This window comes from Candidatus Accumulibacter sp. ACC007, from assembly GCF_907163205.1.
Lineage (GTDB): Bacteria > Pseudomonadota > Gammaproteobacteria > Burkholderiales > Rhodocyclaceae > Accumulibacter > Accumulibacter regalis.
The window spans coordinates 212,660-236,777 of the sequence record NZ_CAJQUD010000009.1; the positions used below are offsets into that span (position 1 = coordinate 212,660).

Here is a 24,118-nt window from a genome sequence, read left to right on the forward strand (position 1 = left end):
CTTTCACCGTGTCGGGCGCATGGCCGCAGCCGGAACCGAAACAACAGAGACAGCAGGCGCGGGCAAACCGCTGGATCGCGCTCGCGAGGCGCTGGCGCGCTTGAGCGACAAGCAGAAAGTGGTGCTGATGGTCTCGATTGCCGCGATTTTTGCGCTGCTCGTCGTCGCCGGCACCTGGCTCAGGCAAAGCGAGTTCAAGGTACTTTTCTCCAATATATCCGAGCGCGACGGCGGCGCAATCATCGCGGCGCTCGAGCAGATGAACATCCCCTACCAGTTCAGCAACTCGGGCAGTGCGATCCTGGTCCCCGAGAGCAGGGTACACGATGTCCGCCTGCGCCTGGCGTCGCAAGGACTGCCACGCGGTGGCGCTGTCGGCTTCGAGTTGATGGAAGCGCAGAAGTTCGGCGTCAGCCAGTTTGCCGAACAGGTCAACTATCAACGTGGCCTGGAAGGCGAGCTATCGCGGACCATCCAGTCGATCGCCGCCGTGCAGGCGGCACGCGTACACCTGGCGATCCCGAAACCAAGCGTCTTCATGCGCGAGGAGCAACGGCCATCGGCGTCGGTCATGCTCAATCTCTATCCGGGACGCACGCTCGATCCGACCCAGGTCTCCGGCATCCAGAATCTGGTCGCCGCCAGCGTCCCGCAATTGACGCCGGCCAGCGTCACCCTGCTCGACCAGAGCGGCGCCTTGCTGTCGAGAAAGAAGAACGCCCTCCTGGAAGCCGGTCTCGACCCAACGCAGGCGAGCTACATTCATCAGGTCGAAGCGAGCATCATCAAACGGGTCGAGGACATCCTGGCACCGATCGTCGGTCCCGACAATGCACGCGTCCAGATCGCCGCCGACATCGACTTCTCGCAAAGCGAGCAAACTGCCGAAACGCATCGGCCCAACACCACCCCGCCCGATATCAGCATTCGCAGCCAGCAGACCGCTGAAACCGCGAGCACCAACCCGAGCGCGCAAGGAGTTCCCGGTGCCCTCAGCAATCAGCCGCCGGTACCGGCGACGGCGCCGTTGACCCAACCCGCCGTGGCAGGCGCCGGCCCCGCCGCCCCGGGCCAGCCTCCGGTCCCCGGACAGATCAACGCCGCCGGGGTGCAGGCGGTCATCTCCGGTGTCGGACAGCCGCTGAGCACGAGCAAGAATGCGACGATCAACTACGAGGTCGACAAGACCATCCGCCACACCAAGAACGCCGTCGGAACGATCAGGCGCCTGTCCGGCGCGGTGGTGGTCAATCAGCGTCAGGAAATCGACAAGGACGGCAAGAGTGTCAGCAAGCCGCTAGCCGACGCCGAGATCAAACAGATCAGCGATCTCGTCAAGGAAGCGATGGGCTTCAACAAGGATCGCGGCGACACCATTTCAGTGGCCAATGCGCCATTCACCACCCTCGAGAAGGAGGACGGCCTGCCGCTGTGGCGAGACCAGGAAGTGCTATCACTGGTCAAGGACCTGCTCAAGTACGGAGCGCTTGCCGGCATCCTCGCCTATCTCCTGCTCGGCGTCGTTCGGCCCCTATTGAAGACCATCCTGCAACCGGGAGCGGCCAGCGAGGGCAGCGTCGGCGGCACCATCGACCTCCTTGCTGGCGACGAAGGCGAAGGCGAGGGCGAGGAGCAGGCGCCGACGGCCGCCAAGCTGCTCGAGCAGCAACTTGCCAAGGCGCGTGAGCTGGCGCAGCAAGATCCACGCGCGGTGGCCAACATCATCAGGGCATGGACCGGCGCCAATGCCAGCTGAAGACGGCATCGAGAAAAGCGCCATTCTGCTGATCGCACTGGGCGAGGACTATGCGGTCGAGGTGCTCAAGCACCTGGGGCCCAAGGAAGTGCAGAAGCTGGGGCACGCCATGGCCGCACTGAAATCGGTACCGCGCACGCGCGTCGGCGAAGTGCTCGCCGAGTTCCAGACCACTGCCGAGGAGTCTGCCGCAGTCAACTACGACACGGATGCCTACGTTCGCTCGGTACTCACCAAGGCCCTCGGTGACGACAAGGCGTCCAACCTGATTTCCCGCATCCTCCAGCCGGGCGATACCAATGGTATCGAAGGCCTGAAGTGGATGGATGCGCCAACCGTCGCCGACCTGATCAAGAACGAGCATCCGCAGATCATCGCCACGATTCTCGTCCACCTCGCCCATGACCATTCGAGCGACATTCTCAACCAGTTCCCCGAGCGCCTGCGCAACGACGTGGTCTTGCGCATCGCGACACTCGAAGGCATTCAGCCCGAAGCCCTGAAGGAGTTGAACGACGTCATGCTGCGCCTTCTTTCCGGTTCCGCGAGCGTCAAACAGTCGGCGATGGGCGGCGTGCGCGCAGTTGCCGAGATCCTCAACTTCATGGGTACCGCCAACGAGTCTTCGGTGGTTGACTCGATCCGCGAGTACGACCCCGATCTGGCACAGAAGATCCTCGACGAGATGTTCGTCTTCGAGAACCTCATGGATCTGGACGATCGGGCGATCCAGCTCCTGCTGCGCGAAATCCAGTCGGAATCGCTGATCCTGGCGATGAAGGGAGCCACCGAATCGCTGCGCGAAAAGATCTTCAAGAACATGTCGCAACGCGCCGCCGAAATGCTTCGCGAAGACCTCGACTCGCGCGGGCCGGTGCGGCTTTCCGAAGTCGAAAGCGAGCAAAAGGAGATTCTCAAGATTGTCCGCCGCCTGGCCGACGAAGGTCAGATCGTGCTTGGCGGCGCCGGCGGCGAGGAAATGCTCTGAGTAAGCCAGACGCATGAGCAACTGGATCCCCAAGGAGAAACTGACCGCCTACCAGCGCTGGGAGGTTGCCGCTTTCGACGAGCAGCAAGAGGCCAGCGCAGCCCCGCCTCCCGACCGCCCACCTGCCGAGCACCCGCCTGGCGACGCTACGCCTTCCGAAGAAGCTGCTGCGGAAGTCGCGGACAGCCCCGGCGAGGAAGTGCCGGCAGAACCGCCGCTGGTCCTGCCGACCGCCGAAGACATCGAGCGTATGCATCAGGAAGCGCACGAGGAAGGCTATGCCGCCGGCTATCAGGAGGGCATTGCTGCGGCAAGATCCTCGGCGGACGCCCTGGCAACCCTGATGGACAACCTGCAGCAGGCCATGAGCGGTATTGATCAGGGTGTCGCCGATCAATTGCTGACCCTGGCAATGGAGGTCGCCAACCAGGTCTTGCGGCAAAGTCTGCGCGTACAGCCGGAGTTGCTGTTGGCAGTGGTCAGGGAGGCCGTGGGCACCCTGCACCCGCTTCACGGACAGCCCCTGCTGTTCGTTCACCCCGACGACGGTGCGCTGGTACGCGAGCATCTGGGCGATCAACTGCCGCACATCAACTGGCGAATCGTCGAGGATGGCGCGCTAACGCCTGGTGGCTGCCGCGTCGAACTCGGGGCCAGCGAAGTCGACGCGACGCTGGAAACGCGCTGGCGGCGTGTCGTCGAAGGCATTGGCATCAGCCAGGACTGGCTCGATGGCAAGGAGCCTGAGGCAAAGGCCAAGCCAAGATGAGCGAGCACGCGGACAATCGGCACCTCGCTGACTGGCGGCGTTTTCTCGATGGCTGCGGACAAGCGGCCCACCAGGTCAATTCGCTGCTCCCCAGTGGCCACCTGACACGCATCAACGGCCTGGTAATGGAGGCATCGGGGTTGCGCCTGCCGCTCGGCAGTTCTTGCCGCATCATGCCGCTGGGCGGCTCGCCAATCGAAGCCGAGGTCGTCGGCTTCAACGGTGAGCGGCTCTTCCTGATGCCCTCGGAAGACGTCTATGGCCTGCCCCCGGGAGCCCGGGTCGTCGCTCTGGAAGCACCGCAGCAGCCACCACGCATCGGTCAGCCACCGCCGGCACGGAGGCGCTCGATTGACCGCGCGAAGCTGGTCCCGGTCGGCGAATCACTCCTCGGTCGTGTCCTCGATGGCGCCGGCCGCCCACTCGACAAGCTGGGCCCGCTGGAGGCCCGCTCGCTGCGGCCGCTGCAAAGCCGACCGGTCAACCCGATGTCCAGAGCGCCGATCGAGCGCCCGCTCGATGTCGGGGTACGCGCCATCAACGCCCTGCTCTGCGTCGGCCGTGGCCAGCGCATGGGCCTGTTCGCCGGCTCAGGTGTGGGCAAGAGCGTCCTGCTTGGCATGATGGCCCGCTATACCGAAGCTGACGTCATTGTCGTTGGACTGATCGGCGAGCGTGGTCGGGAAGTCAAGGAGTTCATCGAGCAGATTCTGGGTGAGGAAGGCCTGCGCCGGTCGGTAGTCGTCGCCGCACCGGCCGACGTCAGCCCGCTGATGCGCCTGCAAGGCGCTGCCTACGCAACCAGCATCGCCGAGTACTTCCGTGACCGGGGCCAGCATGTCCTGCTGATCATGGACTCACTGACGCGCTACGCCATGGCCCAACGCGAGATTGCGCTGGCCATCGGCGAGCCGCCGGTCACCCGCGGTTACCCACCGTCGGTTTTCGCTCGCCTGCCACAACTCGTCGAGCGTGCTGGCAACGGCGCCGACGGCAGCGGATCGATCACCGGTTTCTACACCGTGCTCGCCGAAGGCGACGACCAGCAGGATCCGATCGCCGATTCGGCGCGCGCGATTCTTGACGGTCACATCGTGCTCTCGAGAACGCTGGCCGACGCCGGCCACTACCCGGCAATCGATATCGAACAGTCGATCTCGCGCGCGATGGTCAACCTGGTCAGCCCCGCGCACCTCGATCACATCCGCCGCTTCAAGAGCCTCTTTTCACGCTACCAGCGCTCCCGCGACCTGATCAGCGTCGGCGCCTACGCTGCCGGCTCCGACCTGCAACTCGACCAGGCCATCGCCATCTATCCGGCATTCGAAGTATTGCTGCAACAGAATCTCGCCGAGCGCGCCGACTTCGACACCAGCATCGCAAATCTGCAGTCCTTGTTCGCCGTCAACCCCTGATTGACGGCAGTCAGCCATACTTCCGACGTCGACCCTTCGCTGAACTAGCAAGCCGCGCTCCCCGAGTCCAACGTGCCGAAACCGTTCTCCCTGCAAGCCGTCCTCGACCTGATGCAGAATCGTAGCGACGAAGCGACGCAACGTCTGGCGCGCCTGATTGCCACGGAACGCGATGCACAGGGCAAGCTCGACATGCTCGAACAGTATCGCGATGACTACAGCGAGCGCTTTCGCAGAGCCGTGCAGGAGGGACTGCGGCAGCCCGAATGGCGCAACTATCAGGAATTCCTGTGCCGTCTCGACCAGGCCATCAGCGAGCAGTTGCAGGCGGTCCGCCGGCAACAAGCGCACACGGCCGCGGGGCAGGCGGCATGGCAGCAGCAGCGGACCCGACTGCAGGCCTTTGACGCCCTCTTTGAACGCCATCGCGCCAGCGAAGCAAAGCTGGAAGGGCGCCAGGAGCAGAAGGAACAGGACGAGTTTGCCGCGCGCCGGAAGTACGACAGACAGGACGACCATTAAGCCCGGCCGCTGGAACATGGCACGATACTTGCTTTAATATCGGCAGCACTCGCCGAAAGGGATCGTCCATGAGCATCGCAATCGTTTCAAGCTTCGTCCAGGCAGCCGCCCTGGAAGCGTCCGCCGAAGGTGGCGCCAGCGGCCCGACCGCTGTTGATGACGCTGGCGGCGGGCTCGACTTTGCAAGCATTCTGCTGGCTCTGCCAGCCAGCGCCGTGCCGCGCCCCCTGGAGAGCGGAAACGCAGCCGCGGCTGGCGACGCGGCGCCACTCCCGGCAGCGGACCCTGCTTCCGCAGGCCTGCAATTTCTGGCCATGCTCGGGCTGAATCAGCCAAACGCGCTGCATCGGGCCACCCCTCCTGCGGGCGGCTCGGACAGTGGCGAGCTCGCTCCCCTGAGCGTCTCCTTGCCGACTCGCAGCGCAGCGCTGCTCGCCTCGGCGGCGACAAGCTCGGCAAGTGACGCAGCGCAATGGCCCTACCCTGGCAGCGACGAGCGCGGGGCGTCAGCGTCTACCGCCTTGAGCAGCGACGGCAAGGCGGCAAAATTTGCCGTCGGCGACTTGCTCGCGCAGGCACTGGGGCAAGGCGAAGTGAAGCGGGCAGAGCAAGCGCTGTCGCCGGCCAGCAACCTGGCCACTCTCGGGCCCGCGAGCCAGGCGCCGAACGGCAGCGCAGGCATCGCTCAGGAAACCTCCCTGAGCCTGCCGACAGCGCTCCGCGACCCCTCGTGGGCCACCGATTTTGGTCAGAAACTGTTGTGGTTCGCAGGTAACGACAAACAGCTTGCGCAACTGACGCTCAATCCGCCGCAATTGGGAACGGTGGAAATCACCCTGAAGATCGACAAGGACAGCGCCAACGCACACTTTGTCTCGGCAAACGCCGAGGTTCGCGGGGCCATTGAGACGGCCCTGCCGCGGCTGCGCGAAATGCTCGCCAGTGCCGGAATCGACCTCGGGCAGGTCAGTGTTGGCAGCGAATCCTTCCGCCAACAGAGCGAGGGCCAACGCCAGCCCGCGGGGTCGCCCCGCCCGATGGCTGATACCGCTATACTTGGCAACGATTCGCTCGGCGACCTGGTGGGTCACAGCATCGTCACGCACCGTGGCAGCGCACTGGTCGACATTTTCGCCTAGCGAGGCTGGCGCCACACCTGCGTGAAGCACGTCGACACGGGAACTGAAAACCACCACCGGGCGAACCAACCAGGGAGAAAGTTGCTGAATGGCCAAGGATGCAAAAGCCGAAGCGGACGGCGCGGTCGCCGCGCCAGTGAAAAGCAGGAAAAAGCTGCTCATCGTCATCATCGCCGTGCTGGTCCTGGTGCTTGGCATCGGCGGTGCAGGCGCCTACTTTCTCTTGAAGCCGGCGGGCGAATACGATGAGGAGTACGCCGACGCCCCGCGTGAACGGGCCAAGCCAGCCAAGAAGAAGAAAGCAGACCACAATGCGCCGCCGGTCTATGTCGCCCTTGAGGCATTCACGGTCAATCTCGTACCCGAGAACGGCGACCAGTATCTGCAATTGATTCTTTCGGTCGAGGTCGAGGATCCGCAGGTCGACGAGCAACTCAAGCAGTACATGCCCAAGCTGCGTAACGACCTGACACTGCTGCTATCCAGCAAGAAGGCCTCGGACTTGATTACCACCGACGGCAAGAAAAACCTTGCCGGCGAAATCAAGGAGAGGATAAACAGCGTCCTCGATCCGGCCGGCAGAGGGAAAAACAATGACTGGCCGGTCAAGGAAGTGCTATTCACGTCATTCATCATCCAGTGAGCCGCGATGAGCGCCGATTTCCTCTCGCAGGATGAAGTCGACGCCCTGCTCAAGGGCGTCAGCGGCGAAGCCGACGAACCGGAAGAAACGGAAGACCTTGGCGGTGGTCCGCGCCCTTACAATCTCGGGACGCAGGAACGAATCGTCCGCGGGCGCATGCCGACGCTCGAACTGGTCAATGAACGCTTTGCCCGTTACCTGCGCATCGGCCTCTTCAATTACATGCATCGCAGCGCCGAGATCTCGGTGGGCTCGATACGAGTGCAGAAATACAGCGAGTTCACGCGTAATCTCGTGGTGCCGACCAACCTCAACCTGGTTGCCGCCAAGTCCCTGCGCGGCACGGCATTGTTCGTCTTCGACCCCAGTCTGGTCTTCCTGGTGGTCGACAACATGTTCGGCGGCGATGGCCGTTTCCATACGCGTGTCGAGGGAAGGGATTTCACAGCCACCGAACAACGGATCATCAAGGGCCTGTTGACGGTCGTATTTACCGAGTATTCGCGCTCCTGGAAACCGGTTTACGACATGACTTTTGAATACATCCGCTCGGAGATGAATTCGCAGTTCGCCAACATTGCCACCCCGTCCGAGATCGTCATCTCGACGAGCTTTTCGCTGGAATTCGGCGGATCGAGTGCAGACATGCATATCTGTTTTCCCTACTCGATGATTGAACCGATTCGCGATCTGCTGTACAGCACCCTGCAAAGCGATCAACTTTCGACCGACCGACGCTGGATCATCATGTTGCGCAAGCAATTGAAGAATGCCGAGGTGGAAATCACGGCCAAGCTGGCCACGACGAGCGTCGCTTTGCGCCAGATTCTGGAGATGAAAGTCGGCGACGTCATTCCTATCGACATACCCGACAAGATCATCGCCCTGGTCGACGACGTCCCGGTGATGGAATGCCGCTACGGGCAACAGGATGGCCAATACGCGCTCAAGGTCGAACGCTTCATGGCCAGCGATCACCAGGAAGCCCCTGCCGGAGGAAGTAATGGATAAGGACGCAACGGACGAATTCGACCTGCCAGATGCGGACGCCGGCGCTGCCGACGACAGCACTGCTGACGACGACTGGGCAGCGGCAATGGCCGAGCAGGCGCAGGCTGACCCAACGCCCGCCAGCGCGAAGGCTGCCAACATCTTCCCGAGTTTCGATGAACCCGGGAACAAGGCCTCGCTGATGAACGAGCTCGACATGATTCTGGACATCCCGGTGCAGATCGCCGTCGAACTCGGGCGCACCAAGATCACCATCAAGAACCTCCTGCAGCTGGCGCATGGCTCAGTCGTCGAACTCGACGCCATGGCCGGCGAACCGATGAGCGTTTATGTCAACGGCACGCTTATCGCGCAGGGCGAGGTGGTCGTGGTCAACGACAAATTCGGGATTCGGCTGACGGATATCGTCACGCCCTCCGAACGGGCTCGCCAAATCGGACGCTGAGCGTCCTTGTGCCCTCCTCAAGCCATAGCCCGCTCGGACGGGCGTTTGCGCTTCGCCACGCTTGCTTTAAGATAGCGACCAGCATCCAAAGCTGGCCGACCCTCTTGCTTCGACACCTCAAGTCCCTCGCTGAACACCCGACGCACAATGCGTGCTGGCTTCTCTGCGCGCTGTCTTCGAGCGGCGCACTCGCCCAGACGGCGCTCCCGGACCCACCCGGTCTTTCGCTGGCGACGATGCTGCAAACGGTTTTCGGGCTGGCGGCGGTCATCGCCGTTCTCTTTCTGGCCGCGTACTTTCTGCGCCGACTCAACGGCGGTCGTGGTTTCGGCAGCAATGGGCCGCTGCGCGTCGTTGGTGGGCTGATGATCGGCACCCGGGAGCGCATCGTTCTCGTCGAGATTGGCGATACCTGGCTCGTTGTCGGCCTGGTGCCTGGCCAGATCCGCACCTTGCACACGCTACCGAAGGGCGAGCTGCCAGCGGCCGGCGACGGCGATAAGCCATTTTCGCAATGGCTGAAGCAGGTCGCCGAGCGCAAGCATGAAGGCCGCTAGACTCAGCCGCTGCGGCACCCTGCTCGCCTTGCTGGCTTTACTCACGCCACTGGCGGTCTGGGCTCAAGCCGGCGGCCTGCCGGCGCTGACCAGCACGCCGGGTGCCGGTGGCAGCCAGACCTACACGCTGTCGATCCAGACTCTGCTGACGCTCACCGCGCTGACCTTCATTCCGGCAGCTCTGCTGATGATGACCAGCTTCACCCGGATCATCATCGTCCTGTCGCTGCTCAGGCACGCCCTGGGCACGCAGACCTCGCCGCCCAACCAGGTGCTCCTTGGGCTGGCACTTTTCCTGACCTTCTTCATCATGTCGCCCGTGCTCGACAGCGTCTACAGCGAAGCCTATCAGCCGCTGTCGGAAAACAGAATCACCTACCAGCAGGCGATCGAACGCGGCGCCGTGCCGCTGCGCAAGTTCATGCTCAAGCAGACGCGCGAATCGGACATCGCGCTCTTCGCGCGCATGGCGAACGCGCCCCGCTTCCAGTCTTCCGACGACATTCCGATGCGCTTGCTGGTCCCGGCCTTCGTCACCAGCGAACTGAAAACAGCCTTCCAGATCGGCTTCATCATCTTCATTCCCTTCCTCATCGTCGACATGGTCGTCGCCAGCGTGCTGATGTCGATGGGCATGATGATGATGTCACCGGTAATGATCGCGCTGCCCTTCAAGCTGATGCTCTTCGTGCTCGTCGATGGCTGGCATCTGATCCTTGGCTCGCTGGTCGCCAGTTTCGCCACATGACGCCCGAACTGGTCATGGATATCGGGCGCCAGGCGGTCGAGATGACCTTGCTGCTGGCCGCGCCCCTTCTCCTGGCGGCGCTGCTGATCGGCCTGATCGTGAGTATTTTTCAGGCAGCGACGCAGATCAACGAGCAGACGCTGTCGTTCATCCCCAAGCTGGTCGGGGTATTCCTGATCCTTCTCCTGGCCGGCCCGTGGATGCTGGGACTGATGGTCGACTACGTGCGCCGACTGTTCGAGAGCATTCCTCTACTGGTCGGCTGAAGCGGCGATGATCAGCCTGACGTCGGCCGAGATCAATGCCTGGATCGTTGCCTTTTTCTTCCCGCTGGCGCGCATCCTCGCCGTCCTGGTCAGCGCACCGCCCTTCAACAACCCGGCCTTGAACGTACGCATCCGCCTGATCCTCGGCCTGGCGATCACCCTGGCCATCTCGCCGGTGCTGCCACCGATGCCGGCGATCGATCCGGCGTCGGCTGCGGGTCTGCTGATCCTCGCGCAACAAATGCTCATCGGATTTGCCATGGGTTTCGCCGTGCGCCTCGTGCTCGGCGCGGTCGACCTGGCTGGCAGCATGATCAGCCTGCAGATGGGTCTCGGCTTCGCCAGTTCCTACGACCCGCTGACCGCCGGTCAGACGGGGGTCGTTTCGGAGTTCCTGGGGCTGCTGGCATTGCTGATTTTCATGGCCATCAACGGTCACCTGATGGTCATCGCCACTTTGACGCACAGCTTCACCGCCATTCCCGTCGGCGCGGCACTGCCAGATGCCGGCAGCTGGTGGCAGCTGGCGCGTTCCGGGGCCATGATCTTCTCGTCAGGACTGCTCCTCGCGCTGCCCATTCTTGTCGCCCTGCTGATCACCAACCTGGCCCTGGCCATCCTCAGCCGCGCCGCGCCGCAACTCAACCTGATCGTGATCGGCTTTCCGCTGACCATCACCCTCGGTTTCGCCGGATTGATGTTCGGTTTGTCGTATTTGAGCCAACCCCTGCAGCAGCTTTTCGAGTACGGCCTGCAGTCGATGCTCGGCAATTTCTCGCCCACCGGCGGCTAGGGCCGCTTGTCGACAGGGGGACTATGGACCAGCTGGAAAGTACCTTCCGCGTAGCGATGCGTAAAAGGCGTGCTCGATTCGACACCCTCGGAGTAATCCAGGATACGGTAGGCCAGGAAACCGCGTTTGCGCTGCAACTGCAACGCTCGCCGTTTGAGGATCAACCCGGACTCGCCGTCGCCGCCGGTGCGGAAACTCTTGGCGCGCATCGATAGCAGATAGGTATCGCTGCCCACCATCCGCTCCTCGATGGTCCAGTTCGGTGCCAGCGGATCGTAGACCACATAGGCAATGATCGCGGCGGCAGCCGCCATCCCCAGATTCGCAACCGGCCCGGTGTACTCGGACGCGGCATAGCCGACCGCGCCGACCAGGGCCACCGCCTTGCCAGGCTCGACGCTGACCGTCGGATCGGGCGACTGCGCGAAGCGGCTGTCCGGCGCACTGCTCTCCGCGCGCGCCGGCGGCTGCCGGTCGACCGTGCCGCAGGCGGTCAACAGGGCCACCAGAACAAGCGCGGCAGGGACGAGACGGCGCGTAGAAGTCATCGCTCAGAGATAGCTGAACAGACTCAGTCCGCTGATGGTGACGAAAGACCTTTGCGCGGCCTCGAGGCTCATCTGCTGGCGGGTAAAGTCCGAGAGCGCCTTTGCGTAGTCCAGATCCTGAAGGTCCGACAAGCTTTGCTCATGCAGAATATCGACCGCGGTCGAGCTGCTGCCGAGGCCATCCAGCGCCTGCAGGCGGGCGCCCACCGACGCCTGGAGACGACCCACATTGGCCTGCGCCTGGTCGAGATTGATCAGATGTCCGGCCAGCTTGCCGGTGAATTCGGTTCGTGCCTCACTTGAACCCAGCGGTGAGCGCAGCAGGCCGATCAGCTCCTGCATCGTCGCGAAGACGCTCTTGTTGGCGCTCGGGGTAACGCTGAAGCTATCGCCGTCGGCCGGCAGGCCGTTGATCACCACCTGCGCACCGAAGTCGGTCACCGGCGCGACACTGGCCGACAGCGGAATGGCCTGTCCAGCAGTGAATGGCAACAGATCGCTGACCGGCCTGGCCGGTAGGGCAGGGTCCGGCGAAACCGCCGTCGACACGTCGAACAACTGGTAGTGGCTGACCCCGGCAACTGCCGAGAACCTGATTTCAAGCACCTGATTGCTGCTTCCCTGCCAGAAATCCGAATTCAAGGCGCGTTGCCACTTCTGCGGGTCGAGCACCGAACCACCGTCGATCACCCCGGCACCCTGGTTGGCCAGCGTGCCGCCGCCACCGCTGCCGGCGGCGGTCACGAAGCTGCCGTTGCCTTCGCGGATATTCATGAACAGATCGCTGCCGGCGACGCTGCTCGCCATCTGCTGCGTCGGGCCGACCTGCAGCAGACGTTCGCCGTTGTCACCGAAGTAGCTGACCGAAGCCGGTGCCGCCGACGATGTCGCCGCGCTGAGCACGAATGGCGTCGTCGCCCCCTGGTGGCCGGCAAAGAGATAATCGCCCTCGGCGTTCTGGCTGTTGGCAATTCCCAGCAGCTCCTCGAAGCGCGCCTCGAGTTCGCTGGCCACGGCCCGGCGATCACTGTCACTGAGAACCGTGTTGCCGGCCTGAATGACACGATCGCGAACGCTCTGCAGGAGATCGGTGACCGCAGCCAGCCGACTGTCGACCAGTCCCAGACGATCGGCGGCGGTGCCCTGGTTGCGCGCGTATTGCGCGGCGACCTCACGGGTCTGCGTCACGGTCAGCGCGCGCGCCGCACCGATCGGGTCGTCTGCCGGGGTGAGGATTCGCCGGCCGCTGGAGATCTGCTCCTGCAGCTTGAGCAGCTGGGTCTGATTGCGCTCCATGCCGCGCACGCCGGCATCATAAAGCTGATTGGTACTGATGCGCATCTGCGTCTCCCTAACGTCCCAGTTCGAGAATCGTATCGAACAAGGCGGCGCCAATCTGAAATGCCCTCGCCGAGGCCTGGTACGCCTGCTGATAACGAATGAGATTTGCCGCTTCCTCGTCGAGATTGACCGCCGAGAGCGAGTCACGACTCGCCTGTGCCTGCGCCAACAGGTTCTGTTGCGCCTCCGAGCTGACCTGCAACTGGCGTGTCCGGTTACCGGTTTCGCTGACCAGGCGCGCGTAGGCGTCCTGATAGGACGCCGTCTGCCCGGACATCGTCCGTTGCGTCTGCAACTGAGCCAGCGTCAGCGCGTTGCGCCCATCGGCCGTGGCCCCGGTATTGACCTCAATCGAAAAACGATCGCCGTTGTTCGGCAAACCGGTCATCACGAAGCTGAACCCCGCTGGCGGGCTGGCGGCGACCGAACCGACCACGGTGACGGTCGCGCCGCTGGTGTAAGCGATGCCCGGGTTGAGCGCGGTGATGGTCACCGCTGTAGCGCCATCGATCGAGACGCGCGTATTGACCGGGAAACCCAGCAATTCGCCGGCATTGTATTGCAGGCTGATCGGCAGTGCAGTAAAGGCGCCCTGATAACCGGGTCCGGCCTGACCCGAGGTGACCGTGGCGGTGCCCGTATTGGCCGTCGCAGCCGACGCGCGCAGTGGTCCCGCCGCGGCGATCAGGCGCGCATCGGCGACCAGCGCCGGATTCACCGTGATGCCGCGGGCGGCGCCGCGCGTCGGCTGAATCAGGTAGCTGGAACCCGCCGGCAGGGTGCCCGTTGAGGCGAGGACGAAACCCTGCGGATCGCTGCTCAGCTCGGCATTCACCGCCGCCAGGTCGGCGCCCGACCACTGCCTGCTGTCCGCAAGGCGAGTCAGCGTAAGAGCGCCGCCGGCGTCGGCTCGCAGCCGGTAGTCGCTGTTACCCAGGTCGGTATAGAAATTGCCATTGAACGGCGTCGTTGGCCCAAAGCTGGCACTGACCAGCGGGCTGCCCGACGGATTTCTGGTGTTGCTGACCACCGCCGGCTGGGCCAGCGAAAAGAACTGCGGCGTAAAACTGGTCGGCGGCGTCGAGGCGAGCAGCGACTGACCAAAAAAGTCCTGCCCGAGAGCATGTTGCGCATTGAAGGTCAGCGCCAGCGAAGCTGCGTTGCTGCCCAGATCGTTGCTCGCCCGGTCCAGAGACTCGCGGCGGAAAGCCAGCAGGCCGCTGAGGCTGCCGCCGCTGACCAGCGACTCGGGCATCTCCTGGACCCCGGTCGCGGCACGCAGGCCGACCACCAGTCGTGAGGGATCGTCTGCCGCCGTCGTCGTCGTCAGGCCGATCAGCTGCGTGCCGACAACCAGTTGCTGGCCGCTGCCGACGAAAACGTTGTAGCTGCCATCGGCGTTGGTCGTCGTTCGCGTGCGGATCAGCTGATTCAGTTCGAGCACCATCTGGTCGCGCGTATCGAGCAAATCGTTCGGCGGTTGGCCGGTCGACGCTTCGGCGACGGCAATGCGACCGTTCAGCAAGGCGATCTGTTCGCCGTAGGAATTGACACTGGCGACGGCAGCGGTGATTTCGCTGTTGATACCGTCGTACATCTGCGCCAGTTGATCACCCAGCGACTGATAGCGGACGCTCAGGGACTGCGCCGCCGAGACCATTGCCTGGCGGCTGGGCAGGTCCGAAGGATTGCTGGCGAGCTGCTGGACGCTGCCAAAGAAGGCCTGCAGCACCGGCGACAGACCGGTGCCCGGATCGGCGAGCAGGTTGTCGATCTGGCTGATTTGCGCGTAGTAGGTCGCGAGTTCACCGGCGCTGCTCTGCGAACGATCGACCTGATCGCTCAGGAAACGGCTGTACATGCGCTCGACCGTGGCCACGTGCGCACCCTGGCCAATAAAGCCGGCACCGGTCAGCAAGCCGGGATTGCTCGCCTGTATGGTCCGCTGCCGCGAGAAGCCCGGCGTGTTGACGTTGGCGATATTGTGTTCGGTGGTCAGCAGACCATACTGCGCCACGTTCAGGCCGGTAACCGCGGTACTGATGATTCCTGAGCCCATGAGGTGAACTCCTGTTGGATTATTCTGTTAACGGCAGCGCAGCGCGAATGTTTAGCCGGCGCCCGCGCGCTCTGTCGAGCCCCTAGCCGGCCAGCGCCTGGCGCAGAGTGCTGCCGCCAATGATTCGCGCCAGCTTGTCAGCGTACATCGGGTCGGTCGCGTAGCCAGCCTGCTGCAATGAACGGGCGAACTGCACGCCATCCTGCTGTCCGACCACGCCCGCGTAACGTGGCTTGCTGGCGAGCAGCCTGGCGTAGTCGCGAAACGCCTCGGCGTACGAAGCATAGGCGCGGAACGTCGCGCGCTCGGGCTGCGCCACGCCATTGACGAACTCCGTCGTATCGACCTCGACGGTCGCTCCCGACCAGTTGCGCCCGGCCTTGATGCCGAAGACATTAAAACTCGGCGAACCGTCGGCATTGCGGATCTCGTGCCTTCCCCAGCCACTTTCCAGCGCCGAGTGGGCGACCAGGAAACGTGCCGGCACACCGGTAGCCGCCGCTGCTTCCTGAGCGTGCGGCCAGACGCGCTCGACGAAATCGCGCGGCGCCGATGGCGATCCGGCGGCCAGCGTCGCCGCGCTGCTGCCCGCCGTAACCCCGGGAAGCAGGCCAGCGCGCTGGCGAGCGCCAAGCAGATAGCTTGCCTCGCTTGCCGGCGACAGGGAAGCCAACGACTGCTGCAAGGCGTCGAGGGCTGCATTGCCGGCGTCGGTCTTGCCGGCCTTGGCCGCCTGCCCCGATTGCTGCTCGATCAATCCGGCGAGCCCCATGGGCATTTGGCTGGCCAGGTTCAACGCCATTTGCTGATCGCCAATGGCGGTAAAGAAACGGCTTTGCTGGCTATCGAGCAGGCCACTGCTGGCCGTCGCATCGCGCATGCTTTTCAGCAGCAACTGCAGGAGCATGCCCTCGAACTGCTGGGCCACCTGCTTCAGGCCTCCTTGCGGGTCCTGATTGAGCTTGGCGCGCAGATCGGCGGCGGCGGCCGGATCGACAACCAGGCGGGTGTTGGCAAGGGCGATTGATTTCATGGGCGAAAAATGGCGGTGGGTGGGCGTCTCGAACGCCGCCTCAGATGATCTCGAGCTCGGCGCGCAAGGCGCCGGCCGCTTTCATGGACTGCAGTATGGAGAGCAGATCCTGTGGCCCGGCACCGAGCGCATTGATCGCCTTGACGACCTCGGCGAGATTGACCCCGGCCTTCACCTGCATCAACGATCCGCCTCCCTGCTTGATGTCGATTTCGCTCTGCGTCGTGGTGACCGTCTGTCCGGCAGCCAGCGCGTTCGGCTGACTCACTTTCTGCTCGGTATTGATGACCACCGAAAGGCTGCCGTGCGCGACCGCGCAGGATTCGATGGTCACCGTCTGGTTCATCACCACCGAGCCGGTACGCGGGTTGATGATCACCTTGGCAACACCTTTGCTCGGACGCACTTCCAGGCTCTCCAGTCGTCCCAGGAAGGCCACCCGGCTGTTCGCATCTTCGGGGGCGATCACCTGCACCCGCCTGCCGTCGAGCGCCTGAGCGGTCCCCGGACCGATCTCCCGGTTGATCACCTCGACCACGCGCTGGGTGGTACTGAAGTCGGTCGTGCGCATCTCGTAATGAACGAAGGGGCCCTGCCCGAGCGCGGTCGGAACCTCGCGCTCGACGGTTGCTCCACCGACCACACGCCCGGCAAGCAGGTGATTGACCGCCACCTTGCTGCCACCCGCCGACGCGCCGGCGCCGCCGACCAGCAGGTTGCCTTGCGCCTGCGCGTAGATCTGACCGTCGGCGCCCTTCAGCGGCGTCATCACCAGCGTCCCGCCGCGCAGGCTCTTGGCGTTACCCATCGACGACACGGTGATGTCGATGGCCTGCCCGATGCGGGCAAATGGCGGCAGATTGGCGGTCACCATCACCGCCGCAACGTTCTTCAGCTGCAAGGATTGCGTCGTCGGCAAAGTGGTGCCCAGCTGGGCGAGCATGTTGATGATGCTCTGGGTGGTAAACGGCGTCTGTGTGGTCTGGTCGCCGCTGCCGTCCAGGCCGACCACCAGCCCGTAGCCAACCAACTGGTTGTTGCGCACCCCCTGCACCGAGGCAAGGTCCTTGATCCGTTCTGCAGCCACCGGAAAACTCAGCAGGGCAAGGACGACAAAACCGGCAAGAGCGGCAAAAACCGCCGGACGACGCTCGATTTTGCCGGTTTTCCTGGCGATGATCGGGGCCACTTTCTGTTCTCCTAGAATGGCAGGACGGTAAGGAAGAATCGTGCCAGCCAACCCATCACCTGCGCTTCGCTGATCGTCCCGCTCTCCTTGTACTCGATTCGCGCGTCGGCAATCTGCGACGAGGGGATGGTATTGGCGGCGTTGACGAAATACGGATTGACGATACCGGAAAGCCGGATGTATTCCTGTCCCTGACCAATGGCCACCTGCTTCTCGCCCGAAACCAGCAGATTGCCGTTCGGCAGGACTTCGATAACGGTCACCGTAATCGTCCCGGTGAACACATTGTTGGCCGCCGCATCGCCCTTGCCGGCAGCGACATTGCTGCTGTTGGCGCTCAGCTCCATGCCCTGAAACGACTTGCCGGGCAGGCCAACGATCGGGCCGGCGGCGGCACTGACGCTGCCGGTCTTGCTGACGTTGGTGTTGGACTTGGTCGCCGCCGTGGTGTTCTCGGTAATCGTCACCGTGATCGTGTCGCCGACGTAACGCGCGCGGCGGTCTTCGAACAGCGTCCGTGACGACCCGGCCTGATAGATGCTGCCGGTCGCCGCCAGATTGGCCGCCAGAGCATCGGTACGGTGCTGCGGACGCGCCGTCATCGGCTGATGGATATTGGTCGGCGGCACGGTGGTGCAGGCGGCCATCAGCAGCGCGACGGGGATCAGCAGCAGCGTCTTCTTGTCCATCCGGCCAGTGCTCATCGTCCGCCTCTTACAACTGCGTCAGACGCGCCAGCATCTGATCCGAGGTCGACACCACTTTCGAGTTCAGTTCGTAGGCGCGCTGAGTCTGGATCATCAGTACCAGTTCCTGCGCGACATTGACGTTGGACGCCTCGACGTAGTTCTGCACCACCACCCCCGAGCCGTTGTTTCCGGGAGTATTGGGCGTTGGCGTCCCGCTCGACGCGGTCTCCAGGTAGAGGTTGTCGCCAACGCTCTGCAGCCCGCCGTTGTTGATGAAAGTGGCCACCTGGATGGTGCCGATCTGCACCGTCGCCGGAGTCCCCGGCTGGGTGATGCTGACCACACCATCGGTGCCGATGGTCAGGGTCAGGGCGTTCTCGGGGATGGTGATCGCCGGCTGCAGCGGATAGCCGCTGGTGGTGACGATCTGCCCCTGATTGTCTTTCTGAAAGGAACCGTCGCGCGTATAGGCCGTTGTCCCGTCGGGCAGCAGGACCTGGAAGAAGCCCGCCCCGTCGATGGCCATGTCCAGACTGTTGCCGGTTTGCTGCAGAGCGCCCTGGGTGAAGATTCGCCCCGTCGAGACGGGCGTCACGCCGAGACCGATCTGCAGACCATCCGGGATCTGCGTTGTCTGCGACGACTGGGCCCCCGGCTGACGCAGCGTCTGATAGAGCAGATCGGCAAAAATTCCGCGCGCCTGCTTGAAACCATTGGTGCTGACGTTGGCCAGGTTGTTGGCGATGACGTCAATCTGCACCTGTTGGGCATTGAGGCCGGTACTGGCGGTCCACAGCGAACGAATCATGCCTGTCCTATCAGCGGTTCATGGAGAGAAGCTGGCTGGCCGTCCGCGCATTGGCGTCGGCCGTCTGCAACATCTTGATCTGCATCTCGAACTGGCGAGCGAGACTGATCATCCTGACCATCGCGTCAACCGAGTTCACGTTGCTCCCCTCGAGCGCCTCCGGCGCCAGCTTGACGTTTTCGTCGGCCAGAGCATCGATGCCGTTGCGCGTCCGGAAGAGTCCGTCGTCGCCGCGCACCAGATCGTTTTCCGGCGGATTGACCAGCTTGATCCGGCCGACCACGTTGACCCCGTTGATGGCCCCGGCACCCACACGCGGAATGCTCGACACCGTCCCGTCGGCGGCGATGGCGATGTTGTTGTCGGGCGGCAGCGAGATCGCTCCGCCTTCGCCCGCGACATTGAAGCCGCTGGTGGTCTGCAGCACGCCGTTGGCGTCGGTCCTGAGATTGCCGGCACGGGTGTAGGCCTCGCGACCGTCGGCAGCCTGCACGGTGATCCAGCCGTTACCGTCTACCGCGACATCGAGCGGCCGACCGGTGACCGTGATCGGCCCCTGCTCGAAGGCGTCGGCCACCGAGGCGTCGGCGGCAAAGGCTCTGGTCGGTGCCCCTTCGCCGAGCACCGGCACGGCGCGAAAGCGATGCTCCATGGCCCGATAGCCGATGGTCGTTGCATTGGCCAGATTCTGGGCGACGCCCGCCTGCTGCAGGAAGACCTGCTTGGCCCCGCTCATCGCGGTGTAGATCAGGCGATCCATGGCGCTTTCGCAATCCTTCGCTCAGCGTCGGCCATCAGCGCAGATTGACCAGCGTCTGCATGATCTGATCCTGGGTCTTGATGGTTTGCGCATTGGCCTGGTAGTTGCGCTGCGCAGTGATCATCTCCACCAGGGCCTTGGTCAGATCGACGTTCGAATCCTCGACCGCCGCCGCCTGGATGACCGCGCGACTTCCCGACCCCGGCGTCCCGATCAGCTCCGGCCCGGAAATCGAGGTCAGGCTCCACTGGTTGTTGCCCAGGCTCAGGAGCCCGTTGGGATTGGCAAAGCTGGCCAGCACCACCTGCCCCATGCTGCGCGTCTGGCCATTGCTGTAGCGCCCCTGGACGATGCCATCGGCGTTGACACCCACGCCGACCAGGCTGCCCGACGTGAAGCCTCCCTGCGTCAGGCGGTCGACGTTCGAGCCGTTGCCGTACTGGGTGGTGCCGGTGAAATCCATATCCCCCGGTGACCACGGCGACACGGCACCGCTGGTCAGGGCCCACGCCGGCAGCGTATGCACCGCCGACGCCGGGTCGAGGGCACCGGAAGTACTGAAGATAAGGTTTCCGCCCGGAACGACTTGCGGGTCCGCGCCGTCGAGCGTGGCGTGCACGGTCCACTGCCCCGGATCCCCTACTGCCGCCGGCGTATTGAGCACATAGAAGGTGGTCAGGTTGTGCACCACGCCGAGGGTGTCGAAAACGGTCAGCGCGGTCGAGAAATTGAAGGTTTCCGGGTCGGTGAAATCGAAGGGCGTGACCGCCGGAACCGAGTCGCGGGAGTCGAGATTGAGCACCGCGCGCAGCTCGCCGGCGAGCGGGTCGCTGGTCGCGCGCGGGGCGATCTGCCCCGCTGAAATCTGCAGCTCGACGGGGTTGGAAGGCGTGATCGCACCGCTGGCGGCGACCGGATAACCGGTCAGGCGAAGGCGCAGATCGTTGATCATATAGCCTTCGTTGTCGATGTGAAACTGGCCATTCCGGGTATAGCTGATCGCCCCTTCCTGGCTCATGCGGAAGAAACCGCCGCCGTTGAGCGCAAGGTCGAGTGGATTGTTGGTGGTCGTCAGATTGCCCTGGGTAAACTGCTGCTGAACCGCCCCGACGCCGACGCCGATACCGATCTTGGCGCCGGTGCCAAGGCCCAGGGAAGCGGCGTACACATCCGCGAAGTTCGTGCCGCCGCTCTTGAAGCCCACGGTGCTGGCGTTGGCGATGTTGTTGCCGATCACGTCGAGCGACGACGAAGCCGCGTTCAGACCGCTCAAACCTTGCTGAAAACTCATTTCTGCCCCCTACACCTAGAGAATTTGCTGAACCTTGTCGAAAGCGACCCGCCCCAGCGCACCCAGGTCGAGCTGATAACCACCCTGTCCTCTAACCAAAGCATTTACCGTGCCAATCTGTAGAGCCTCGGCGGCCACCGTTTCATTGCCGCGCACGGCGTTCACCGCGAAGCGGTAACGGCCGGCTGGCGCCTGCGTACCCTGCGCCGTCATGCCGTCCCAGACGAAGGCGAAGCTGCCGGCGTCGCGGGCGCCGAGGCGCTCGCTCTGGATGACGTTGTCGCCGGCACCAAGAATCGTCAGCGTCACGTCGTCGGCCGGCCCGGCGAGATTGACCCCGCCGCGCGCCTGACCGTCGACCAGCGCCAGCCCGGCCCCCCCCACCAGAACGCGCTTGCCGATCAGCGCGGCGGCCTGCACGGCCTGCCCATCGTTGTAGGTGCTGAGCAGGGTCTCGAGGGTCGCGTTCAGCCTTTCGATGCCGGTCACCGTGTTGATCTGCGAAATCTGGGTGGTTACCGCCGCGTTGTCGAGCGGGTTGAGCGGGTCCTGGTTCTTCAACTGCGTCACCAGCAGCTTGAGAAAACGATTCTGGACGTCCTCGGTCGTCGACACGAGTTCGCTGGTGCCGGCCCTGGCCTGGGTGTTGAGCGAAGCCAGGATGTCACTGCTAGAAGTGCTCGATTGCACGCTTGCCATTTCTTCTCTCTCCGGAGCCGCGTCGTGACTACTGGCCAAGCGCCAGCGTCTTGAGCAGCAGTTGTTTGGCGGTATTCATGACCTCGACGTTGGTCTGATAGGAGCGCGAGGCCGAAATCATGTTGGTCATCTCGTCAACCACGCTGACATTGGGCATGGTCACGTAGCCGCGCTCGTCGGCGGCGGGATTGCGCGGGTCGTAGAGCAGGCGGCCGGGAGTGCTGTCTTCGACCACCTGCGTGACCCGTACGCCCTGTGCCGCCGCACTGCCCATCGGCGTCGCCGCGAACACCACCTGCTTGGCGCGATAAGGCTTGCCGTCGGAACCGACCACGCTGTCGGCGTTGGCCAGATTGCTGGCGACCACGTTGAGGCGCATCGCCTGTGCGGTCAGCGCGCTACCGGCCACCTTGAAGGTATTGAAAACGCTCATCCCTATTGTCCCTGGATGGCCGTGCGCAGGCCATTGATACGGCCGGAAAGAAAAGTCAGGCCCGCCTCGTAGAAGAACGCATTCTCGGCAAACTGTGCGCGCTCGACGTCCATATCGACGGTGTTGCCGTCGGCGCTGGCCTGTGTCGGCTGGCGATAGAGCAGGCGCAAGGGATCGGCGGCTTCGCTGCCCTGCGCATGGCGCGGCGAAGTGGTCGCCAGGGGCAGGCTCGCCTGACCACGGCCGCTGACCGCCTGCTGCAGGGTGGTCGCGAAATCGAAGTCCCGCGCCAGATAGTGCGGCGTATCGGCGTTGGCGATATTGCCGGCGAGCACCTGCTGCCGTTCGCTGCGCAGGGTCAATGCCTGCAGCTGGAAGGAGAGCGCCTCCTGGATTTTGCTGACCATCACCGTGTCACTCCCTTCGCTGTTCTCATGGACAGTCGACAAGCAATAGCCGTGCCATATTGCCTCGCGACCAGCGGACAGCAGGATCGCCTTCGCGCCGGCGCAGCGGCCAAGCGGCATTTGCCGGATGGTCGGCAAATTTTGCCGCCCGCACCGGCAGGCACGCGCAGCCGGCCGGCTTCGCGAGCCGCCCGGAATCAGGCAGAATGGCGGGATGCCTAACTCTGACCGCGTCAAGCATTCCGCCAGCCTTGCGAAACTGCTGCTCGTTCTAGTCGTTGCCGCGAGCAACGGGGTGGCCGCACAGACCTCACTGAGCGCTGCTGTGGTCAACTATCTGCACATCCAGACACAGGGCTTGCCGGGCAAGGTGACTTACAGCGTCGGCCGTCTCGACCAGCACGCGCAGGAGGCGTCGTGCAGTGCTTACGAGCCCTTCCTGCCGCAAGGCAGCCGACTCTGGGGAAGAACCACCGTCGGCGTGCGCTGCCTGGCCCCCGACGCATGGACAATCTACGTGCCGGTGCAGATCAGCATCGCCGGAAGCTACCTGGTCACCGCGCGGCAGCTCAATCGCGGCCAGGTGATCAGCGCCGCCGACGTTTTTGCACAGAGGGGCGACCTCGGCTCGCTGCCGGCCAGCGTCGTCACCGACCTGGCACAGGCGATCGGAAAAACGGTCAAGAACGGCGTCGCGGCTGGCCAACCCCTGCGCAGTGACCTGCTCACCGCCCCCTGGGCGGTGCAGCAGGGACAAAGCGTCAAGTTGCAGTCGACCGGCGCCGGCTTCTCCGTGAGCAACGAGGGAAAGGCCCTCAACAACGCCAGTGACGGCCAGATCGCCCAGGTGCGCACCGCCTCCGGGCAGGTGGTCAGCGGTGTTGCACGTCCCGGCGGCGTCGTCGAAGTGACCTATTGAGCTATCTGCAGGATGTCGCTGAAAATAATGTTAAAGTTTTGTCGTTCTGCGCCGATAGATGAATTGAGAACAACCGCTCAAGGGGCAACACCGTGAAGATCGACAGCACCAGCACGACGGCCAGCACCACGGTCAGCAATGACACCCGTAATCGCGGCAGCGTCAGCAAAGCGACCAGCAGCGCGGCAGCCGAGGTCCATCTCAGTGAATTGGCAACGCATCTGCATTCGTCCGGGGACACCCCGGCCTTCGATGCCACGCGCGTTGCCGAAATCAAACAGGCCATCGCCGAGGGCCGGTTCACGATCAACGCCGAAGCCGTTGCCGACCGCCTGATCGAGTCGGCCAGCGAACTGATCAGTTCGCAACGGCAAGGCTGACCACCGCCAGGCCAATGGCTGAAAACCCCGTGCCAGCCGAACTTGCACAGACCGTCGACAGCGAGATCGCCGCAGCGCAATGCTTTCTCGCCTTCCTCGAGCGCGAGCAGCAGATGCTGGTCAAAGGTGAAGTAGACGACCTACTCGATCTGGTGCGCCAGAAAAACAAGGTCGCGGCCGAACTGGCAGCGCTCGCCGCGAGACGCAGTCGTCTGCTCGCCGCCAGCGGCGCAGCCAGCGATCGCGCAGGCATTGCTGCCTGGTTCGCAGCGCACCCCGAGGAAACAAGTACCCGTAACGCCTGGTCGTCGTTGCTCGCCGTCGCCGCGCAGGCACGCGAACTGAATCGGGTGAACGGCGACCTGATCCAGGAACGCCTGCAGAGCAATGCGCAGGCACTCGAAGTGCTCCTGGGAAGCAACGCCGCGGCCGGCAATCTGTATGGTCCGGACGGACAAAGCGCGCCGCCCAGCACCCGGCGCATCAGCGACAGCGCCTGAAAGCCGGGAA

Annotated in this window: 28 protein-coding genes; 16 read left to right on the plus strand and 12 right to left on the minus strand. The window is 63.8% G+C overall.

Annotation, left to right across the window (positions count from 1 at the left end; all coding sequences use genetic code 11):
* The first annotated feature begins 19 nt into the window (after window positions 1-19).
* The 13 genes from fliF (at window position 20) to fliR (ending at window position 11,052) form a co-directional block, all read left to right on the plus strand.
* On the plus strand, window positions 20-1,756 hold the full coding sequence (fliF, locus tag QZ634_RS18700; protein WP_291991003.1) for a flagellar basal-body MS-ring/collar protein FliF: 1,737 nt from the start codon (window positions 20-22) through the stop codon (window positions 1,754-1,756).
* Window positions 1,746-2,744 (plus strand): flagellar motor switch protein FliG, encoded by a 999-nt coding sequence (gene fliG, locus QZ634_RS18705; RefSeq protein ID WP_291991004.1) that lies wholly within the window; start codon window positions 1,746-1,748, stop codon window positions 2,742-2,744. Before fliF ends, fliG begins: the two co-directional genes overlap by 11 nt.
* 13 nt (window positions 2,745-2,757) lie before the next feature.
* The gene (locus QZ634_RS18710) at window positions 2,758-3,513 is read left to right on the plus strand and encodes a flagellar assembly protein FliH (protein ID WP_291991005.1); all 756 of its coding nucleotides are present in this window, start codon (window positions 2,758-2,760) and stop codon (window positions 3,511-3,513) included.
* Window positions 3,510-4,928, plus strand: a complete 1,419-nt coding sequence (fliI, locus tag QZ634_RS18715) for a flagellar protein export ATPase FliI (RefSeq protein ID WP_291991006.1) — start codon at window positions 3,510-3,512, stop codon at window positions 4,926-4,928. Before QZ634_RS18710 ends, fliI begins: the two co-directional genes overlap by 4 nt.
* A gap of 72 nt (window positions 4,929-5,000) precedes the next feature.
* Window positions 5,001-5,450, plus strand: coding sequence for a flagellar export protein FliJ (fliJ, locus tag QZ634_RS18720; protein WP_043565066.1), 450 nt, complete (start codon window positions 5,001-5,003; stop codon window positions 5,448-5,450).
* 68 nt (window positions 5,451-5,518) lie between these two features.
* Window positions 5,519-6,589, plus strand: a complete 1,071-nt coding sequence (locus QZ634_RS18725) for a flagellar hook-length control protein FliK (protein ID WP_291991007.1) — start codon at window positions 5,519-5,521, stop codon at window positions 6,587-6,589.
* A gap of 88 nt (window positions 6,590-6,677) precedes the next feature.
* On the plus strand, window positions 6,678-7,232 hold the full coding sequence (gene fliL / locus QZ634_RS18730) for a flagellar basal body-associated protein FliL (RefSeq protein ID WP_291991008.1): 555 nt from the start codon (window positions 6,678-6,680) through the stop codon (window positions 7,230-7,232).
* A 6-nt stretch (window positions 7,233-7,238) separates the two neighbouring features.
* The gene (gene fliM / locus QZ634_RS18735) at window positions 7,239-8,243 is read left to right on the plus strand and encodes a flagellar motor switch protein FliM (RefSeq protein ID WP_291991009.1); all 1,005 of its coding nucleotides are present in this window, start codon (window positions 7,239-7,241) and stop codon (window positions 8,241-8,243) included.
* The gene (fliN, locus tag QZ634_RS18740) at window positions 8,236-8,688 is read left to right on the plus strand and encodes a flagellar motor switch protein FliN (protein ID WP_291991010.1); all 453 of its coding nucleotides are present in this window, start codon (window positions 8,236-8,238) and stop codon (window positions 8,686-8,688) included. Before fliM ends, fliN begins: the two co-directional genes overlap by 8 nt.
* A 104-nt stretch (window positions 8,689-8,792) precedes the next feature.
* A complete protein-coding gene (gene fliO, locus QZ634_RS18745) occupies window positions 8,793-9,245 on the plus strand; it encodes a flagellar biosynthetic protein FliO (protein ID WP_043565063.1) in 453 nt (150 codons plus the stop codon).
* Window positions 9,232-9,993: a flagellar type III secretion system pore protein FliP gene (gene fliP, locus QZ634_RS18750; protein WP_291991011.1), complete on the plus strand. Its 762-nt coding sequence runs from the start codon at window positions 9,232-9,234 to the stop codon at window positions 9,991-9,993. Before fliO ends, fliP begins: the two co-directional genes overlap by 14 nt.
* Entirely contained in the window at window positions 9,990-10,259 is a 270-nt protein-coding gene (gene fliQ, locus QZ634_RS18755) for a flagellar biosynthesis protein FliQ (RefSeq protein WP_043565061.1), read from the plus strand. Before fliP ends, fliQ begins: the two co-directional genes overlap by 4 nt.
* A 7-nt stretch (window positions 10,260-10,266) precedes the next feature.
* A complete protein-coding gene (gene fliR / locus QZ634_RS18760; protein ID WP_291991012.1) occupies window positions 10,267-11,052 on the plus strand; it encodes a flagellar biosynthetic protein FliR in 786 nt (261 codons plus the stop codon).
* On the opposite strand, the gene QZ634_RS18765 is transcribed toward fliR, so the two are convergent.
* From QZ634_RS18765 to flgB, 12 genes are all read right to left on the minus strand, one after another.
* Window positions 11,049-11,600 carry a hypothetical protein gene (locus QZ634_RS18765; protein ID WP_291991013.1) on the minus strand — a complete coding sequence of 184 codons (552 nt, stop codon included), beginning with the start codon at window positions 11,598-11,600 and terminating at the stop codon, window positions 11,049-11,051. The two genes, fliR and QZ634_RS18765, sit on opposite strands and share 4 nt — an antisense overlap.
* Before the next feature lie 3 nt (window positions 11,601-11,603).
* A complete protein-coding gene (gene flgL, locus QZ634_RS18770; protein ID WP_291991014.1) occupies window positions 11,604-12,941 on the minus strand; it encodes a flagellar hook-associated protein FlgL in 1,338 nt (445 codons plus the stop codon).
* Window positions 12,942-12,951: 10 nt separating this feature from the next.
* Window positions 12,952-15,000 carry a flagellar hook-associated protein FlgK gene (flgK, locus tag QZ634_RS18775; RefSeq protein WP_291991015.1) on the minus strand — a complete coding sequence of 683 codons (2,049 nt, stop codon included), beginning with the start codon at window positions 14,998-15,000 and terminating at the stop codon, window positions 12,952-12,954.
* A gap of 82 nt (window positions 15,001-15,082) precedes the next feature.
* The gene (flgJ, locus tag QZ634_RS18780; RefSeq protein WP_291991016.1) at window positions 15,083-16,033 is read right to left on the minus strand and encodes a flagellar assembly peptidoglycan hydrolase FlgJ; all 951 of its coding nucleotides are present in this window, start codon (window positions 16,031-16,033) and stop codon (window positions 15,083-15,085) included.
* A 40-nt stretch (window positions 16,034-16,073) separates the two neighbouring features.
* Complete coding sequence (locus QZ634_RS18785) at window positions 16,074-17,135, minus strand: flagellar basal body P-ring protein FlgI (protein ID WP_291991094.1); 1,062 nt, start codon at window positions 17,133-17,135, stop codon at window positions 16,074-16,076.
* Window positions 17,136-17,233: 98 nt separating this feature from the next.
* Window positions 17,234-17,926, minus strand: a complete 693-nt coding sequence (locus QZ634_RS18790; protein WP_291991017.1) for a flagellar basal body L-ring protein FlgH — start codon at window positions 17,924-17,926, stop codon at window positions 17,234-17,236.
* A 10-nt stretch (window positions 17,927-17,936) separates the two neighbouring features.
* Window positions 17,937-18,719, minus strand: coding sequence for a flagellar basal-body rod protein FlgG (gene flgG / locus QZ634_RS18795; RefSeq protein ID WP_043565056.1), 783 nt, complete (start codon window positions 18,717-18,719; stop codon window positions 17,937-17,939).
* Between the two features lie 10 nt (window positions 18,720-18,729).
* Window positions 18,730-19,479 carry a flagellar basal body rod protein FlgF gene (locus tag QZ634_RS18800; protein ID WP_291991018.1) on the minus strand — a complete coding sequence of 250 codons (750 nt, stop codon included), beginning with the start codon at window positions 19,477-19,479 and terminating at the stop codon, window positions 18,730-18,732.
* 34 nt (window positions 19,480-19,513) lie between these two features.
* Window positions 19,514-20,770, minus strand: a complete 1,257-nt coding sequence (gene flgE, locus QZ634_RS18805; RefSeq protein ID WP_291991019.1) for a flagellar hook protein FlgE — start codon at window positions 20,768-20,770, stop codon at window positions 19,514-19,516.
* A 15-nt stretch (window positions 20,771-20,785) separates the two neighbouring features.
* Window positions 20,786-21,469, minus strand: a complete 684-nt coding sequence (locus tag QZ634_RS18810) for a flagellar hook assembly protein FlgD (protein WP_291991020.1) — start codon at window positions 21,467-21,469, stop codon at window positions 20,786-20,788.
* Between the two features lie 28 nt (window positions 21,470-21,497).
* Window positions 21,498-21,902, minus strand: coding sequence for a flagellar basal body rod protein FlgC (gene flgC / locus QZ634_RS18815; protein ID WP_291991021.1), 405 nt, complete (start codon window positions 21,900-21,902; stop codon window positions 21,498-21,500).
* A 2-nt stretch (window positions 21,903-21,904) separates the two neighbouring features.
* Window positions 21,905-22,309, minus strand: coding sequence for a flagellar basal body rod protein FlgB (flgB, locus tag QZ634_RS18820; RefSeq protein ID WP_291991095.1), 405 nt, complete (start codon window positions 22,307-22,309; stop codon window positions 21,905-21,907).
* Window positions 22,310-22,523: 214 nt separating this feature from the next.
* On the opposite strand from flgB, the gene flgA reads away from it, so the two are divergent.
* The 3 genes from flgA to QZ634_RS18835 all read left to right on the plus strand — a co-directional run bounded on the left by flgA (window position 22,524) and on the right by QZ634_RS18835 (window position 24,108).
* Window positions 22,524-23,228 (plus strand): flagellar basal body P-ring formation chaperone FlgA, encoded by a 705-nt coding sequence (flgA, locus tag QZ634_RS18825; RefSeq protein ID WP_291991022.1) that lies wholly within the window; start codon window positions 22,524-22,526, stop codon window positions 23,226-23,228.
* Between the two features lie 92 nt (window positions 23,229-23,320).
* Window positions 23,321-23,608 (plus strand): flagellar biosynthesis anti-sigma factor FlgM, encoded by a 288-nt coding sequence (flgM, locus tag QZ634_RS18830; protein ID WP_291991023.1) that lies wholly within the window; start codon window positions 23,321-23,323, stop codon window positions 23,606-23,608.
* A 29-nt stretch (window positions 23,609-23,637) separates the two neighbouring features.
* Window positions 23,638-24,108 (plus strand): flagella synthesis protein FlgN, encoded by a 471-nt coding sequence (locus QZ634_RS18835; protein WP_291991024.1) that lies wholly within the window; start codon window positions 23,638-23,640, stop codon window positions 24,106-24,108.
* Window positions 24,109-24,118 lie beyond the last annotated feature (10 nt).